The organism is Anaerosporobacter sp., from assembly GCF_031551385.1.
GTDB lineage: Bacteria > Bacillota > Clostridia > Lachnospirales > Lachnospiraceae > Anaerosporobacter.
On record NZ_JAVBNS010000242.1, the window covers coordinates 1 to 17,168 of the forward strand.

Genomic DNA, 17,168 nt, shown 5'->3' on the forward strand with positions numbered 1-17,168 from the left:
TAGTAATCTATCTCAAAGTCCTCTACAACCGGCTGATAATAGTCATCACAGGTGCAGTATTCTTCAAATTCACCGTCAAGATATTTACCGAGTTTATTTTCATAGTACTCGGTGATTATTTCCAGTGTCGTAAATGGATTACCACTCAACCTCCTTGCCAGATCTTTATCTGCCTTAATACTCCTGGCTGGTTTGAGAGTTATTTGTGCCATATAGTGACAATCAATACTCCCACCACTTGTTTGCCATACTGAAAAGCCTTCCCACGTACAGCCAACTTTTGTTTTCTTGAACTGTGTCCATCCTTCCAGATCCTTCGCTTTCCACTCATCATCATTTTCTTTGGAATAAAGTGCGAGAAATATCTCCGCAATTCTACCAGCCATCCGTTTATTGAAGCAACATTCTTTCTGAAGCAGCTTAGACGCTTCCTCTGAATTATCATAATTCTTGATGTCGCTTTCTATACCTCTTACGAGAGTCAGCATGATTGCACCTGCTGTTTTGGCATCTACCCACTCCAAGCTTGTCAATTCCTTATACGTTAGATATGGTTCTTCCGACAGATATGCTGGTCCATTTTTATTGATCAATGCTTTCAGCTGCTCTACTATATTTTTCATACCATTATCCATTACTCAGTTTCCTCCGAAGAACTGGCATCTAAAAATGCAAGTACTTCTTCATAACTCCTACCACTATTCATAATAGCTTTCACAAGTTCTTCTCTGCGCAGTGCATCTCGCTTATCTAATAAATCACTTAGATTTTTGACTGCAGTATCATAGTGTTTCTTCGTCTTACTTACCTGTTCCTGTGCTTTTATTATTTTATTTTCCAATGCATCCATAGACGTCACTCTTGCCATTTTTCACCCTCCATCAGATACCTGTTTCAAGCAGCCTGCTTATTTCCTGAGCTCTGTATTTTATATTTGCATCCGTAATTCCGAAAGCCCTAAGTATTGTCTTCTGTGTTGCTGTAACTGCATGGTCAAGACGGTAAACCCCATCCAACTGGCGAGCCATCTCAATCTTATCAAGTTCCCTGATAGCCGCTGGAACCGTCATATAATTCGGCTTTTTCGCCATCTCTTTCATTGCATCTTTCAGATAATTATACATACGGTTTCGGATGATCAGTGCAACAAATTCAATAAAAATCTTAGATGTCGCTGATTCATCCGAATCAATTCTAAGGCAATGATTTCCTAAAAAAGTTTTATCTGACAGGAATAACTTTTCAGATGCATCTCGTCCTTTATATATTTCCAGTGCTTCCTTTGCCGTCATTTTTTCAGCAGTCACAATCACAAAATACCCGCACAAATTCAGTTCCAGTTCGATAACAGACATTTTCTCTTCAAAAAACACAAACTTCCTGGTGTTATGTTGTCCGTTATCTTCCTTGTTTTTCTTATTTTCCTTCCGTTTTGCATGTTCATCATAATGCAGCTCAAAATAAGTTTCCATACCTTTTCCAAACTCTTTGAACTGATTGATATGGTGGGTCAAAAAAGCGGTCAGCTGATTGATTTTCTTTTCAACATCTTTCCTTTCATGAGCTTCCAATGAACTGCTGTGGTAAAGATGTATATATCTGGGTTTCTGATCTGTTCCAAAAAGCTTCTTTTCTATCGTCTTTCCATAAACATCATACGCCGGAATATTACAGACTCTGTTTGTCTCAAATGTTCCCTTGTTCTCAAGGACCCATTTTTGTACCAAGTCGGCTTTTCCTTTCAGCATCATAATAAAACTGTACCCATTATCTTTCAGATAATAAATGTTTTCCTTGCTAAAATATCCCCTGTCAAGAATAAACCCAATTTTTTTATAGCCGAACCCTTTGGTTTTATCAATCATGCACTGAAGCTGGGATATATCATTTATGCTTCCTGGATAGAGTTCATAAAACAATGGCTCCCTGTTCTTGGTGTCATATGCAATCGCATAATGAAAGATATTTGTCTCTACATTTTCTTTTGAATGACCAATTTCGACAATTCGAAGATCTCCTGCTTCACATATTTTAGATGTGGAATCATAAGAAATATATATCCTGTCCCTATGATTGCGTTCTTCATTCCAATCATTTTGGAACGAAACACTGACTTCTTCATCCATAGAACGAAGAAATTCACCTATCTTGGAATCGCTATAGATTCTCATGCCATCTGAAAACAAAGGATGACTATAGGCGTAGGAAGGGTAATGCTGTGCACGGTTATCTTCTTCTATAATTGAATATGTGGCGAGGTCCAACAGCAACCCAACGTCTTTCGCTGGAAGATACTTTCCCAAAATCTCCTGAAGTTTGTAATCATTCACAATCTTCCTGATCACGACCCATGTTCCAATCCGAAGCCCACAGCTTCTGGATGTTCTGTCTCTTTCCTCCGGCAGTTCTGATTCAGGGAAGAACTTCATGAAGTTCTCATTTGGTTGCATCATCTGTTCATCAGAATCAATCAGTTTTCCAATTGTCTTCCTGCTGACGGTCGTGTATTTCTTCTCCGGAACATATATACGATTGCTTTCAAATTCAATATATGTCGTCTGTCCCTTCTTGCGAAATGTAATTTTACCATGCGCTTCTGGAACCTTTACCAAAGCATCAAGATACATAAACATTACCTCCTTTTTATTTAGTCGGAATTCCCACTAAGTATATTTTACCACAGGAGCGTGTCGTATGCAATAGAAATCGGTTCAAATGCGCTATTTTACTGGTATTTTTCACTTTGGTTCATTCGGATTTTTAGTTCCACTTTGCTTTAGTCGGAAATCCTTTGGAAAGTAAGGATTTATAACGGTAACATTCATTAGAATTTTCTAAATATGGGGCTTTCCGCCTTTCCCCTCCTGTGATAAAAATTTTATTGTTCTGTTAAAGCAATAACATAAAGCCTATATTTTTGCAAGAAAAACCACAGAAATATAGGCTTTTTTCACTATTTTAATTATTTAGTCACATTTTTATTGGAAGTTGACAAATACTTCTCAACGAACTCAGCAACGGATGCCACTGTGTCCATCTGACCGAAGTTCTCTTCCGTCCCTTTGCCTATTAACACACTCTTACATCCAGCCGATACTCCGGTTTTGACATCGTTCTCGCTATCGCCTACCATAAAACTACCACCCATATCAATATTAAAATCTTCCGCTGCTTTCACCAACATACCAGGTTTTGGCTTGCGGCAGCCACAGTCAATCTTTAATTCGACTACTTCTCCATCATAACCCTTATGAGGGTGGTGTGGACAATAATAAAGCCCATCGATGTATGCGCCTTGAAGTCCAAGCAGCGTTTCCATTTTATTGTTGATTTCTTCCAGTTCTCCATATGTCACTTCACCTCTGGAAATTACCGACTGGTTTGTAACTACAATACAGAGATATCCGCTTCTGTTTATTTTCTTAATCGCACCAGCTACTCCATCAATCAGCTCCAATTCTTCTTTGTTTTTCAGAAATCCCACATACTTGTTAATCGTGCCATCTCTGTCAAGAAACACAGCTTTCTGTTTGTTTTTAAGGTTCTTAGAAGAAACTCTTCCGGTCTTGAAGTCAGATTCAACACTGTGAAATCGCTCCGGTGTTCCCATGTCCCTCACATATTCCGAAGAATCGTAGCAGAACATCGTACCGGTTCCGGCCAGTGGCTTAAGAAGCTGACGATCCAAATCTACTTTTATTACTTTACCTGTGATTTCATCCACCGTTCCTATTTTCTCAGGATCTATATTGGTAAGATCCAACACCGCAGGATCAATTACATGCAGACCAGCATTTACTCGGTTTTTATAATAAACCGGACGCTCATCCTCTTTGGTAAGCCACGCCCTTACGGACAAATCCTTCTCTGCAATCAGCAAACCGGAATCATAGGGATGAGAGTTTGGATGAGTGAATAATGTAACTAGGGCATTTTTGCTTTTGTGAAACACAACCATTGTATTAAAATCCACATCGAAAATAGCGTCAGCGTTTAGCAGTAGGAATGGTTCTTCACCTAGTTTAGAGCGGAGCTTAAACAGAGCTCCCGCATTTCCCAGCTGCACTTCTTCGTTGAAATATTCGATTGTTACTCCGTACTTTTCTCCATACCCAAAATAATTCATAATGACGGAGCCGCAGTGTGAAACGGTAATGATGATGTCCGTAAAACCCTGGGACTTTAAAGAGAAAATTACCCTTTCCAGAACCGGAACACCATCAATTGGTATCATTGGTTTTGGTATGTCCGAGGCGATGGACTGAATTCGTGTTCCTTTGCCTCCTGCCATGATTATTGTTTTCATATTAATCTCCATTTCGCACCCTCAAAGCATCACAAATAGCTTTCTCATTTTAGATGTATGGTTAGTGCAACTTTTGTGAAGAATTCAGATATATATCCTTAGATTTTCGTCATATCCCTTATCATTCTTTTATACATATCTATCAGACCTACTGATTGTTTCCAACCCAAGTTTCGTAATTTAGCAGTATCCAGGTTCATTTGTAATGTTGGAGCGTATCCATATCTAGATGTGTCATCCTTCTCATCAACTATCACCCTAATATAATTATCAGAACATTTTTCTGCAACAAGGCAAGCCATTTCATAAATAGAACAATAAGTATCTTCATTTGCAGCATTATAAGCTTCACCACGTTTCCCATCTAATAAAACAGTCAAAATTGCGGCTACAGCATCGTCAGTGTATAAATAGTTTCTCTTAGTCTCTCCCTTAGTATTTAGCACTATATCTCGTCCCTCAATTGCGCATCTTGCAAATTCAGCAAATACTCTTCCATCATTATAATGGACTCCCGGCCCAAATGTTTGTGTTAGACGTAGAACTTTTATAGGAACTCCATATTCATATTCATAAGATGAACATAAAGTTTCACACATTCTTTTACTTTCCGGATAACAGGATCTTACTGACATCGTATTAATATCTGTCGAATTATGTTCATTAATCTTTTCATCTGTAGTAGGAGAACCATAAACCTCCATACTTGATAAATAAACAAAACCCTTGACGGTATTTAATCTTGCAAATTCTAATAAATTTTTTGTGCCATTTAATGCTGTCATAATAGTTTCTACTGGCTCATTCACAAAAGCTTTACTAGACGTCTGACTTGCACCATGCACAATATAATCGACCTTTAAATTTTGTGGAGATATATTACAAATATCACCCACAAGAAATTCTAACTCATCACAGAGATAGTTCGTAAAAATTTCCTGTGCCCTTTCGAGATTTCTTACACTAGCTATCACACGGATCTTATCAGCAGCACCTGAATTTGCTTCTAATAAAGTTCTAATCAAGTTTTTTCCAATTAATCCTGTTGCGCCTGTAACTAGAACTGTCTTTTCCTTAAGTCTACTAAGATACATACAATGCCTCCCTTATATACCATAAATCTGTGTATCTTCCTTAGCCTGCAAAATGGCCCTCATTGTATAAAAATCGTCTGGTGTTGTTATTTTTATATTTTCATACGGACCATCTGTCATGTGTAGTTTATAACCATAAGCTTGCATCATGGAACATGAATCGATAAAATCTGTTTTATTATTATCAAGAGCTTTATTATGTGCACTCAGTATGTCATTAAGCCAAAAGCATTGAGGGGCCTTTGCCACTCTGGAAAGAGCTCTATCTGGTACTAATTTAACATCTCCACTGTCATAAATTTCTACAATAGTCTCTTTAACTATACCACTTGTAATTGATGTACCGTATTTTATGACATCTGAAATATTCTCTGTTAATAATTTTGATGTAATCAGTGGACGTACTCCATCATGTATTAATACAATTGCATCTTGTCCAACAGCAACTTCCTTTGCCACCACTAAACCATTATAGATAGATAACTGCCCTGTTTCTCCACCATGTACTACTTTCTTTACTTTATCCAATCTATATTTATATACAAGTTCATTAAAATATTCTATCCATTCCGCTACGCAAACAACAACAATTGCATCTATCATTTCATTGAGTTGAAAATGTTCAATCGTATGAACAATAATTGGCTTATTACATATTTCCAAAAATTGTTTGGGTTTTTCTTTACTATGCATTCTACTGCCTACACCCCCAGCAAAAATGACACCTATATTAATATTATTCATTCCCATGTCTAATTATCCCCTCCATAAAGTCTATGATATTTGCTATTAGTGTATTATTGCAAACACAGACGAATAGTCCGTCTATTTGGTAAAACACTTGTCAAGAAACGATAGCGAACGCATCTTTTCATAATTCAATTTTTCGTACACTTTATCATAATTGATTGGTTGTTTGTCTAATTTGTCTTTCACGATTCTACTGTCAATTCCAAGTCTATTACATAAATCTGATATTTTTTTCCCATCTTCTCTTTCATACACGTAGAAATCTTTTTTCAAAACAACAGATAAACAAACTCCATGAAATGAGTCGCAGAAAAAGTGTTTGCAGTAAAACAAGTATGTTAAAAATTCAGGAACATCCACATTAACCTTAATATCCGCTATATTTTTCAGGGTTGCACATCTTGAAATAATAAGTACTTTGCAATTTTTTAACTTTGCACAGTTATATGCATCTTCAAGCATCTTCTCATTTTTAAAACCTGGAGTATATACCAATATATAATCTTTTTTCACCAGACGTTGTTTACCTATATAGTTACGGTAAAAATTATCGTTTATTAATAATGTAGGATCTAGTGTTGCTTCCACTTCGTCATTTATAAATGATTCAAGATAACATTTAGAATAGTTTTCTCTTACAGACCAGTGTTTGAGATTCTGAATCTTATCTAAAAATTCTTGCTTATTACTATGTGTAAAATTTGAATCTCCTAATCCAGCTGAATATACTATTTTTTGTCCATTTTCAAACGCCGGGCAATTCAAAAAAAAAATATTATCAAATCCTTTTCTTCTAAAAGTGGGGTCCCATATAACATCACTTTCAGCTATGTAATAATCATACTTAAAATGTTGGTCGCTAATTGACTTGTAATCATACAATTGTGTCAAATTAATTTCCTGCTTCATGAAATACAAGTTTCTAATGTATCGTTTTCTAATTGGGGAACCCAATAAAATTTTTTTTACCTTCCCCTTTATAGAATTATCAAATACATTCTGCGCAATAATTATTGGATCTTTGTATCCTTCACAATTGATTCCTATATAATCTAAAACATCGCAGTCGATTGAATAAGTCGTTTTTAAGGTGGAGCAAAATGCCAATATTTGAAGAACCGCCCCATAGTTTTCTAATGTGGATCTTGCTCCTAGAGAAGTAACTAACGCTTTTTTCATTTACATACCTCCTCCAATGCATCCATTAACCATTTTCTTGATTCTTCACTTAGTTCTTTTACCCTAGAACTTACCTTAGTGTAATCTATTTCATCGTCTGTTCGTATATACTTTTTAGGATAATATCTGTTTAAAATCCCAAATGACTCACAAATATCCTTAACCTTACCTCCAGATTTTCTTGAAAAAGCATAAAAATCCTTTTCAAATAAAACCGCAAAACATATAGCATGAAAAGAGTTAGTAAATATAGCAGTTGCATATTTTATTGAAGATAGAAAGTCTTCTAAGCCACAATCGCCAAATATATTTTTCGATGAGCAAATTTGATTTGTAACCTCTATAATCCTTGAATTTTTTTCTTTTGCAAAATTTAATGCTGCATTTCTAAGCTCAGTATTATCATCTGCGGGAAGATAAAGCAAAACATAGTTTTCAAAATTAGTGAATCTGTTGGAAATGATAGAATCATATTCTTCAGCCTCTAATAAAAAAACCGCATCCAATACTTTTGTTGCTGGCAATTCCAATTTATTAACAATAAAATCTCGTGCATACGATTCCCTTACAGATATCTTATAGAAGTCTGACAGATATTCTCTTAGTTTAGGATAATCCTTTATGTTGAAATCACATTCTGCCATGCTAGCGGAATAGGATAACTTTTTACATTTTTTCATATTGTCATGTGCCAAGAAAAAAGTTTTATCTACAAAATCCTTACGACAAAGGAAGCCAGGAGCCCAGATTACATCATCTTCTGCGATAAGAACATCATAGTCTAAATTTGCGCTTCCAATATTGGAATATTTATATTGTTTCTTTGAATTAATCATCTTATTTTTACAAAAATTATTAATTTTTTTGAGTTTTTTAATATATTGAAAATAATGTAATGAATATCTTAATGACAGTCTCTTATGTGTATTTGTAAAAAGATCAAAGATTGGAAATAATCTATTTTGGTATTTTAAGATGTCTGGAAGATAATCTATATTTTCAAAATTAGTGAAATTTTTTTTTACAAGATATTTTTCAAATGCCCATGTATGTAATATTGCTCCGTAGTTAAACATTGGAGTATTAATATCTACACTAATTATTCCTATTTTTAAATCTTTATTCATACCAATGCTCCATTCTATTATGTTTTTTGCAAGGAAAAATATGCTTATTTACAGGTTTTTATCAAAACTTTATTTTTTATACTTCTTACCAAATCTTTTTCATACATATTAAAAGCAAGTAAATACATGGACAATACATACACCAATGTATAGATGCAGACAATTTCAACTAATCCTTTAAGATTTGTAATTGGTATATAAATATTTACAAAAGCACCTAATAATATAGGAACAATTAGACCCTTAGTCATTTTTAAAATCTCACGCCAAAATTTAATAACATCTAAGCCGATTACTTTATAATAATAAATATTAATAATTGAATTACTAAGCAATAATGTGATAGTTGTTCCTATAGCTGAACCAATCGCACCATACCTTTTAGCTAAGAAAATGGATATTACTACGTTAACCATTGATGTAGTTAAATAAAGTAAACTTCTAAACTTATGTTTAAACTTTGCGCGTTGTATATATACTGCCGTGTTTTGAATAAGTGGAATAATCATTGGTACCATAAGTAAAATGGTAATATAATAAGAAATCGAATATTCTTCGCCTGCCCACCATTCCATAAAAAACTTTCCAAAGAAAACAAATCCACTTAAAATTAACATTAGTATGATAAACTGAACTCTACCCACCTTTAAAAATATGGCATTAAGTTCAGCATCTTTAACTTCTTTGTTCTTCTCACTTACAATAATCTTATTAATTTTCGGGTCGAACAAATTAGCAATTGATGACCCAATTTGCTCAAAATACGTATTTAATGTTGATCCCAAAGAATAAATAGCTACTTCAATTGCGTTTACAAACTTACTCAAAATAATTTTATCTGCCGAAAAATTTAATTGATTTACGATTTGATTAATTCCAATAAATACAGAAAATGCTGCAACTTCTTTGACGAACCTTCCATTTAAACCACAAATTTTAAATCTCATATTTATTTTCTTAAGGCAGAACCACATGTTAATTGCATCTGCAACTGAATTTGCTATAGTTGTAGCTATTACCATTCCGATTGAGCTATACCCGGCAATTAACAGCATGAATGACAATGATGGCGATACAACGGTTTTTATTACATTTACAGATTTCAAGAAAACAAATTTCTGTTGACTAGATATATAAGAAGAAAAAACACTGGCTGGGAAAGAGATTGCCATGTTAAAAGACAAAATGAACATGAGCTTCTGTGCTAGTTCAATATCATTACTAGAAACAGTTTCATTAAAAATCAAATAAGCATTTCTCGATATTATCAAGCCTAAAACTAAAGAAATCAAACCAAAAAACAGAAAAATGCTCATATATTGCCAATTCAGTTCCTCTACAATAATATCATCTAATTTCTTAGTAGCCCTTGTATAATTGCGCATATAACTGCTTCCAAATCCAAGTGCTAATAAACTTAAATATGCTATTGTTGATGTACATGTGCTGTAAATACCATATGTGTTCTGTCCTAAAATTCCCAGCATAGATGGAGTGTATATGATTGATACAACGATAAACACAAATATTTGAACAAATTGTAGAATCATACCCATTTTTCTATTTGTTGTATTTTTCATAACCTGACTCCTAATCCCCACGCCTTAACGGCACCGCAATAAACGAAAAGGTGAGGGCATGTTTGTTTAGTTTGTTATATAATAGGAGTTGCGGCAACAGCTCGTTTGAATTTAGGGCCTCGAGCTCGACTCCTAATCTGGGATTGGTTCTCGTTTCGCACCGCCAATTGTACCATGCTCTTTTGAGTGCAAGGACGTACTTTAAATTGTAATAATGGCGTGAACCGCGCCGTAATATCACTGTCAAGGAGCATACAATATGACTAAATCCAAAGCTCAATCGGTCTTCCAGACCGATGATGACGGCTTATACTACGAGCGCTGTACGGGTATTGATTTGATGTGCATAAGAAGCTTCTCGTTGTCTGTCTGCGTATCGGGCGCAGGACAAATCACGGGAGTTCGCCACTACCACAGCTGAAATACGTAAAATTGTCACGTGGCTAAAATCCAATGGTTGCCAGATGGTCGCAATGGAGAGCACCGCCTCATACCGGAAACCACTCTACAACATTTTTGAACAGGAAGCACTTCCTACTATGGTCTGCAATGCCTACTACATAAAGAATGTTCCTGTGAACAATACAGACTTCACTCTCAATGATGTCAAAGCATGTATGCACCACAGCCTGAAGTCTTCACCAGAAGAACTTTATGCTGCAATTGATGGCTACATCACTCCGACCCAGAGAGAATTTTTTGCTCATTATTGCCATCTAATATACTTTCACATAAATTCATTATTTTATTTAAGGCATTACCCTCTTTATTAAACACTCCCATATAATTATGGAATTCATCAATACATTTCTTATATTCACTTATATCAAGAACAGATAATTGTTTTATCAATTCATAAATGTTTTTAGCTTTCATATAAGGTAAGATACCATAGTCAATGAAAGAATTTCCTCTATTTAATATATACGAGTCATAGTCCGGTATATATAAAGCAACTGGTTTTTTCATAAGTGAAAAATCCCAAGCACATGAGGAGTAATCAGTAATTAATAAATCTGAAATAAGCAATAATTTTTGTATATCATAACCCAGACTGCAATCGACAACCCCATGTAATTCTTTTGATTCTACTTGTTGCAAATGATGTCTCTTATACAACACAACAACATCTTTTCCAAATCTTTCGCACAGAACTTTTCTAATATTTTCAAATTCTGTTATAAAACAATCGGAAGAAAAATCTCTCCATGTCGGAGCATACAATAGAAGAAATGCATCTTGTGATAACCCATACTCCAACTTTACTGAATTAATATATGCGTTAGTAGAATTCAATAATATATCATTTCTAGGCATACCCGTTTCAAGATACGTGTTTTGAAAATTCCAAGCATCATTCCTGCTAAACCATTCTTCGTCTTTTTTTGACTCCGAAACAAAGTAATCGAATATATTAAAGGAATAGTTTACTGAATCATTACCAAATCCCTTTAACCCACCTGCTCCATGCCAAGTATTAATAAAAGTCTGTCCTCCTCTTTTAACCGTTATCGGAGGTATGCCTACATTTGTAATAACAATTTTGGCAGAAGCCGCATAATAAAAATACCTTAATGAATATTGTTTTAGTGTATTAATATTTTTATCTACATTAGCACCTTTTGTATATACGAAGTAAACACATATATTTCTTTTCAGGCATTCTGAGTATAGCAGTAAGATACTATCCTCTATTTTTTTCCCACTATAGGAATACAATATAATGTGATTTTTAATTGGGAAAAAGCAGAACAGACCAAACAAGCATCTCCCACAAAACAGCATAATTTTCTTAATCATAATTACCTCTATCCAGCAATTTATACGCATATCCCATACAGATTGCAATTGGTATTGCAAGACTATTAACAAATGCCGATTCACCAATACTACATATTATTAAATAGATAAATGGAAATAAAAATGCATAAAAGTATCTACAATCACCACATTTCTTTTTAAAAATCATCAAAATATTAAATAATATACTGACATAAAATGTAAAACCCAATACCCCTGTTGTTCCAAGAATCATTTGGTAAAATGAATCAGAGATAAAGTTAGTGTAATTGGTAGAAAGTCCATACACGCCACTTATTCCATACTTATAATATAAAGGACTATAACTTACCGCAGAAAAGTAAGAACCAAATGTACCAAATCCGGCTCCAAGAGGAAAACAATCTTTAGCTATCCTAATTGAAGTTGTCAATAATGCGGAGCGAGCCATAGAATCATTTTGAACTATATAATATTGAAATTGATCCCAACCAATGATAACCACCAGAAAAACCGCAAAAATAATTTGCCACAATGAAATTCTATTCTTGGTTCCTTTTTTCTGACTTATTAAAAAAAAGAAAAACACTCCAGCTGCGGCAATAGCTTTTGTTCTCATGGTTAATGTCATCATACCAACTAACAATATTGAAAAAAGAACTAATTTCTGGTTTCGTTGTTCAAATATAAAAAGAAAGCCCAGCATCGTAACACATGCACTAGCCAGAGAAGATGGATGTGTAAAAAACAAACACAAAACTTTTATGCCATATCTATAACCACCTGCTGAAAAAATATTAGTGACATATGATAATGCTGTTAAAATGGCAAGGCAAACAATAATTATTTCAAGAGTCTTAGCTATAGGCCTTGAATTTAAATGTGAAGTCAAAGATACTCCATAAATAATTGCAATGAAAAATTTAATATTCAAAAACGCATCGAAAATGATAATTGAAATAGGCTGAATGGGGTTCATGATAGACGAAATTAATCCTAAAAGCAAAAAAAAGAAAAGCATAAGTGAAACTTTTTGAGTTTTCCTTTTGATTTTTTTATGATGAAGAATCAAATAAAAAAATCCAAATAATGCTAAAATCTCATCAAAATACGAAAAGTAGTCAAAAGTAGCTTCAATAGGGTTTTGAAATATACACAAAACTATTAGTATTATAAAGAAAAATGAATTTGAAGCTTTAGTAAAATAATGCCTCTTACCAGATAATAACATTGTATTCATTTTCAGTTACCTCCAATTCATTGTTCATTAATATTTTTTCATCTGTTATATCCAATTGACTGCTTCATTTTCCCATATATGTTTTTTGCAAGGGAAAAATGTAGGTGTTGCAAAGCATCCTTGTGGGCTCCCCCTAAACCCCAGTGAAATGGCGTTTCCAGCATATTTAAAATGCAAATATGCTGCCTCCACCATTCTGCAATTACCTACATTTTAGGTCTGCAACATTATGGTTTTAGTTTTGCAACAAACACCCATATACTCAGGGTCATAGTATAAACCCGTTTCCATTAGATAGTTTCTCATTCATTTCTCTTTTTCTATCCTCTGTTATTCCACCCCATATTGTATATTCTTTTTCATATACGGGTGATACCTTCATCTGTTCTTGCATTTTCTTTTTGTATGAATTAATATCAGATATTATTTTTGCTGGTGATCCCGCAACAATCGAATCAGATGGAATATCTGTAATCACAACACTATTAGCCCCTATGACACAATTATCTCCAATTGACACCCCTAGCATAATAATAGATCGAGCACCAATAAATACATTATTTCCAATACTAATCTTCCCTACTTTAGAGTATCCAACATGTTTCTGCGCTGCACCATCATGAGCAGTAAGGTATACCCACGAAGCAAATGTAACATTATTTCCAATTTCAATTAACCATGGAAAATTTGCGTCAATATTACATCCTTTTTCCATTTGAAAATTAGAGCCTACCCTCAGTCCCCTTTTTTTCAATCTTGATAAATACATTCTTTTATATAAATTCTTCATCTTATTAATCATTTACTTCCCCTACCAATTCATCGTACATACTTTTAAGATTAAACATATGCTTTTCCAAACTAAATGAGCCTGTAATTAACTCATGCGCCTCTTTACTAAAAGACAGTCTCTTACTTGGATTTGTTAATATTTCCATCATTTTCATTGAAAGGCTTTCAATATCACCAGGACGAACCAGGTATCCATTTACATCGTCAAATACCACTTCCGGAATAGATGCAATATTTGTAGTTATACTAGCAATACCGTAAGCCATAGTTTCCAAGACAGACATCGGTAATCCTTCGTTATATGAAGGCAATATATTAATGCACGTTTGATGTAGAAATTCTTCCTTTTTTTCTTCAGTTATCCATCCGATATAAGCGATTCGATGTCCGAGATTCAAGTCTTTAACTTTCTTTTTTACTTCTTCTATCTCACCATCTCCACACAAGAAAAATTTTATATCACTTGGAATATTTAAATCAATCATTTTGATGGTAGATAATAAATCGTACGTTCCTTTTCTTTTTCCCAATCTTCCTAGAAATAATACATTTTTTGATTGTTGATTATACGGATTAGTAGCATAAGTTGGAACTGCATTATACAAGACCTCAACTTTTGCATTTGGTGCTTTGTCTTTGATCATAGACACCAGTCTTTGGCTAAGGACAATATTTAAATCAGTCATTTCTAGTGTTTTATTCACATATAGCTTTTTTTTGTCACTAAGATTTGAATAAAATTCTTCGAATTCTGCGGCGTGATGATGCATTATAGTCTTAACGCCAAATTTTTTTAAAGTTCTAACTAAAATAGCCTTTCTAAAAAAACTTCCTCTTTCTGCTGTATGTAAATGTGCTATTTTAATACTACTAAATATTGCCATAAACAATACTTTTACATATGCAATCAAAAAATACATAGCAAGTATAACTTTGTTTTTTTCAGTGTGCGTAGGAACATAGATAATCCTATAATATTCCCAATGCTCATAATTAAGATAATTCTTGACTACAGAAACCATTCCGCCTTTGACAGATAATTCTGAGCAACACATCAATACATTAATTTTCTTCATTCTTATACCTCAAAGTCCATGAACTATTTTAATAATGCAGTGTATCTTGAATCAAATTCCTCTTCTACATTACCAATTTTTTTAGATTACCCCGTAGATTGATTATTGATGATTCAAATAACCTTTCTCTACAGCACCCCTGATAATGTAAATCTCACCAATTGTAATACCAAGTAAAATCAATCTTTTGATGCAAATAAAAACATAATTTCCAATCACTATATTTTCTATTTGATAAAGTTTTCTTACCTGACGTTCTTGCTACATGCACGATATTATAATCATATACTAAAATAGATACATCAAAAGACATAGTAAAATTAATTCCAATTTCAATATCTCAACTATCCAAATATATAGTAAGACTTATCCAAGTATTTTTCACATCAAGCAGGTCAATTTTCGCTCCCTAAATTGAAAAATTTTTGGAAAAATCAAAGAAGCTGCTTCTTATCAACTTTGCCCATAATCCAAAACAAATGATTTAATGCCTCTTAAAATATCTACCTGTCATCATCACCTATACTTCCAAATCATTTTAATTATTTTAGTGTCATCCACAAAGTATCTCTTAAACATTCTCTTCGGTTCCTGTGTAAATCGGTAGAACCATTCAAGTCCGTGATCACTCATCCACTGAGGAGCACGATTTACATTTCCTGCAAGGAAATCTACTGTGGCACCAGCACATACAGATACTTTTGCGTCATATTTCTGATAGTTTTCGTAAATCCACTTTTCCTGCTTCGGACATCCCAAACACGTAATAAGTAAATCCGGATGCACTTCAGAAATCATTCTATTAATCTTATCTAACTCCGCTTCGTCCTTCTCAAAACTAAACGGTGGTGCATAAGTTCCAACAATTTTTATTCCAGGCAGTTCCCTTTCAAGATTTCTCTTCGCTTGTTCAGCAATACCATCTTTTCCACCAATTATAAAAATTGTGTATCCCCTCGTGGCAGCTCTTTTACAGAGAAGCGGAACCAAATCAGATCCCGAAATCTTAGCCTTAACCGGATGCTTATGCCATTTAGAAATCCATATCAAAGGCTTGCCATCAACTATCACCATATCTGCATTATCCGTAATCTCTTTGAGATATGAATCGTTTTCTATTTTCATAACCACATCTACATTGATAGCAATAATATAGCTTTTTTTACCTGATTTGATCATCGAGTCAATGGTATAAACGGTCTCATTCATATCCAAATTATTTACATATGTATTTAATAAAGGATATTTTTCCATATTTTTCCTGTCTCCTGTTACGTTTTATTCTCACTTAGTTTCCAAAGAAATAATCCTCAAGCATCAAGCACAAGCAATGGTATACTGGCAAATGCAGTTCCTGAATTATGTATGTTTCTGTTTCTGGCACTTTGATGGCAACATCAGCAACTTCAGCTAAATCTCCACCTTTTGCACCAGTCAATCCAATAACCTTCAATCCAAGTGCACGAGCAACAACAGTAGCACTCATGACGTTTTTACTATTACCCGATGTTGAAATCCCCAAGAACACATCTCCAGGACGACCAAATCCGTAAAGCTGCTGTGCAAACACACCAAGCCCATCCACATCATTAATATAAGCTGTGGTCAATGCCTCATGGGCAACCAGTGGAATGGCCATCAATCCACGCTCAAGGTTATGTCCAAGCTTCTCACCTCTTACTGGATCAATCTCTTTCAACTTATCTGCGAACGTGTCGGGTACAGGACGTAGGATCTTAAACCTCTTCATCAACTCACCCGCAATGTGCTCAGAGTCTGCTGCTGAACCACCATTACCTGCAATCAAAAGCTTATGATCATTTTCATAACATTCTTTTAAAATGAGATAAGCCTCTATAATATCCTTCTTCACAGTAGTGAGAGTAGGATGTCTTTCAACCAGCAGGTTGATGTGATTTTCTAATTTTTTCTCCAACATATATTTCTCCTCAAACTTCATAGGCTCAGAATTTACGTTACTCAACTAGCTCATAGCTTTCTGGGCTATAATGAATTACTCTTGTGCCGCCGTCCTCAAATCTAAATGGAATATACATGAAATCACTCATAGCCTTTTTAACAGCTTCATGTTTATCTGGCTGTACATAAAGAACTAAAAATCCACCGCCACCGGCTCCAAGCAGCTTACCACCGAGAGCTCCAGCTTCAATTCCTCTCGCGTACAAACCATCAATATTGTTCGTACTTACAGAAGAACCTGTCTGTCTTTTCAATTTCCAGGTAG

At 34.4% G+C, this 17,168-nt stretch carries 16 protein-coding genes and 1 pseudogene; 1 reads left to right on the forward strand and 16 read right to left on the reverse strand.

Features of this window, described 5'->3' with window-relative positions; all coding sequences use genetic code 11:
• The 9 genes from RMR19_RS18340 to RMR19_RS18380 form a co-directional block, all read right to left on the reverse strand.
• Positions 1 to 635: hypothetical protein (locus tag RMR19_RS18340; protein ID WP_310604953.1), on the reverse strand; the 635-nt coding region annotated here is incomplete at its 3' end.
• On the reverse strand, positions 635 to 868 hold the full coding sequence (locus tag RMR19_RS18345) for a hypothetical protein (protein WP_310604954.1): 234 nt from the start codon (positions 866 to 868) through the stop codon (positions 635 to 637). The genes RMR19_RS18345 and RMR19_RS18340, both read right to left, overlap by 1 nt.
• A gap of 13 nt (positions 869 to 881) precedes the next feature.
• A complete protein-coding gene (locus RMR19_RS18350; protein WP_310604955.1) occupies positions 882 to 2,627 on the reverse strand; it encodes an IS1634 family transposase in 1,746 nt (581 codons plus the stop codon).
• A 335-nt stretch (positions 2,628 to 2,962) separates the two neighbouring features.
• A complete protein-coding gene (locus tag RMR19_RS18355; protein WP_310604956.1) occupies positions 2,963 to 4,306 on the reverse strand; it encodes an HAD-IIIA family hydrolase in 1,344 nt (447 codons plus the stop codon).
• A gap of 98 nt (positions 4,307 to 4,404) precedes the next feature.
• Positions 4,405 to 5,400, reverse strand: a complete 996-nt coding sequence (locus RMR19_RS18360) for an NAD-dependent epimerase/dehydratase family protein (RefSeq protein ID WP_310604957.1) — start codon at positions 5,398 to 5,400, stop codon at positions 4,405 to 4,407.
• 12 nt (positions 5,401 to 5,412) lie between these two features.
• Positions 5,413 to 6,150, reverse strand: a complete 738-nt coding sequence (locus RMR19_RS18365; protein WP_310604958.1) for an IspD/TarI family cytidylyltransferase — start codon at positions 6,148 to 6,150, stop codon at positions 5,413 to 5,415.
• Positions 6,151 to 6,225: 75 nt separating this feature from the next.
• Positions 6,226 to 7,329, reverse strand: a complete 1,104-nt coding sequence (locus RMR19_RS18370) for a polysaccharide pyruvyl transferase family protein (protein ID WP_310604959.1) — start codon at positions 7,327 to 7,329, stop codon at positions 6,226 to 6,228.
• Positions 7,326 to 8,456 carry a polysaccharide pyruvyl transferase family protein gene (locus RMR19_RS18375; protein WP_310604960.1) on the reverse strand — a complete coding sequence of 377 codons (1,131 nt, stop codon included), beginning with the start codon at positions 8,454 to 8,456 and terminating at the stop codon, positions 7,326 to 7,328. The genes RMR19_RS18370 and RMR19_RS18375 overlap by 4 nt, the downstream gene beginning before the upstream one ends.
• 44 nt (positions 8,457 to 8,500) lie before the next feature.
• Positions 8,501 to 10,036 carry a lipopolysaccharide biosynthesis protein gene (locus RMR19_RS18380; protein ID WP_310604961.1) on the reverse strand — a complete coding sequence of 512 codons (1,536 nt, stop codon included), beginning with the start codon at positions 10,034 to 10,036 and terminating at the stop codon, positions 8,501 to 8,503.
• 365 nt (positions 10,037 to 10,401) lie between these two features.
• On the opposite strand from RMR19_RS18380, the gene RMR19_RS22210 reads away from it, so the two are divergent.
• Positions 10,402 to 10,809, forward strand: a complete 408-nt coding sequence (locus RMR19_RS22210) for an IS110 family transposase (RefSeq protein WP_442871553.1) — start codon at positions 10,402 to 10,404, stop codon at positions 10,807 to 10,809.
• Here RMR19_RS22210 and RMR19_RS18385 read toward each other — a convergent pair.
• From RMR19_RS18385 to RMR19_RS18415, 7 genes and pseudogenes are all read right to left on the reverse strand, one after another.
• Complete coding sequence (locus RMR19_RS18385) at positions 10,712 to 11,836, reverse strand: CDP-glycerol glycerophosphotransferase family protein (protein ID WP_310604962.1); 1,125 nt, start codon at positions 11,834 to 11,836, stop codon at positions 10,712 to 10,714. The two genes, RMR19_RS22210 and RMR19_RS18385, sit on opposite strands and share 98 nt — an antisense overlap.
• Entirely contained in the window at positions 11,829 to 13,055 is a 1,227-nt protein-coding gene (locus tag RMR19_RS18390) for an O-antigen ligase family protein (RefSeq protein ID WP_310604963.1), read from the reverse strand. Before RMR19_RS18390 ends, RMR19_RS18385 begins: the two co-directional genes overlap by 8 nt.
• A gap of 268 nt (positions 13,056 to 13,323) precedes the next feature.
• Entirely contained in the window at positions 13,324 to 13,857 is a 534-nt protein-coding gene (locus RMR19_RS18395) for an acyltransferase (RefSeq protein ID WP_310604964.1), read from the reverse strand.
• Positions 13,850 to 14,923 carry a glycosyltransferase family 4 protein gene (locus RMR19_RS18400; protein WP_310604965.1) on the reverse strand — a complete coding sequence of 358 codons (1,074 nt, stop codon included), beginning with the start codon at positions 14,921 to 14,923 and terminating at the stop codon, positions 13,850 to 13,852. The genes RMR19_RS18395 and RMR19_RS18400 overlap by 8 nt, the downstream gene beginning before the upstream one ends.
• 516 nt (positions 14,924 to 15,439) lie before the next feature.
• Positions 15,440 to 16,177: a WecB/TagA/CpsF family glycosyltransferase gene (locus RMR19_RS18405; RefSeq protein WP_310604966.1), complete on the reverse strand. Its 738-nt coding sequence runs from the start codon at positions 16,175 to 16,177 to the stop codon at positions 15,440 to 15,442.
• Between the two features lie 34 nt (positions 16,178 to 16,211).
• A complete protein-coding gene (locus RMR19_RS18410) occupies positions 16,212 to 16,862 on the reverse strand; it encodes a D-sedoheptulose-7-phosphate isomerase (protein WP_310604967.1) in 651 nt (216 codons plus the stop codon).
• A gap of 37 nt (positions 16,863 to 16,899) precedes the next feature.
• Positions 16,900 to 17,168 (reverse strand): annotated as a pseudogene (locus RMR19_RS18415) (kinase); the annotation flags it as partial.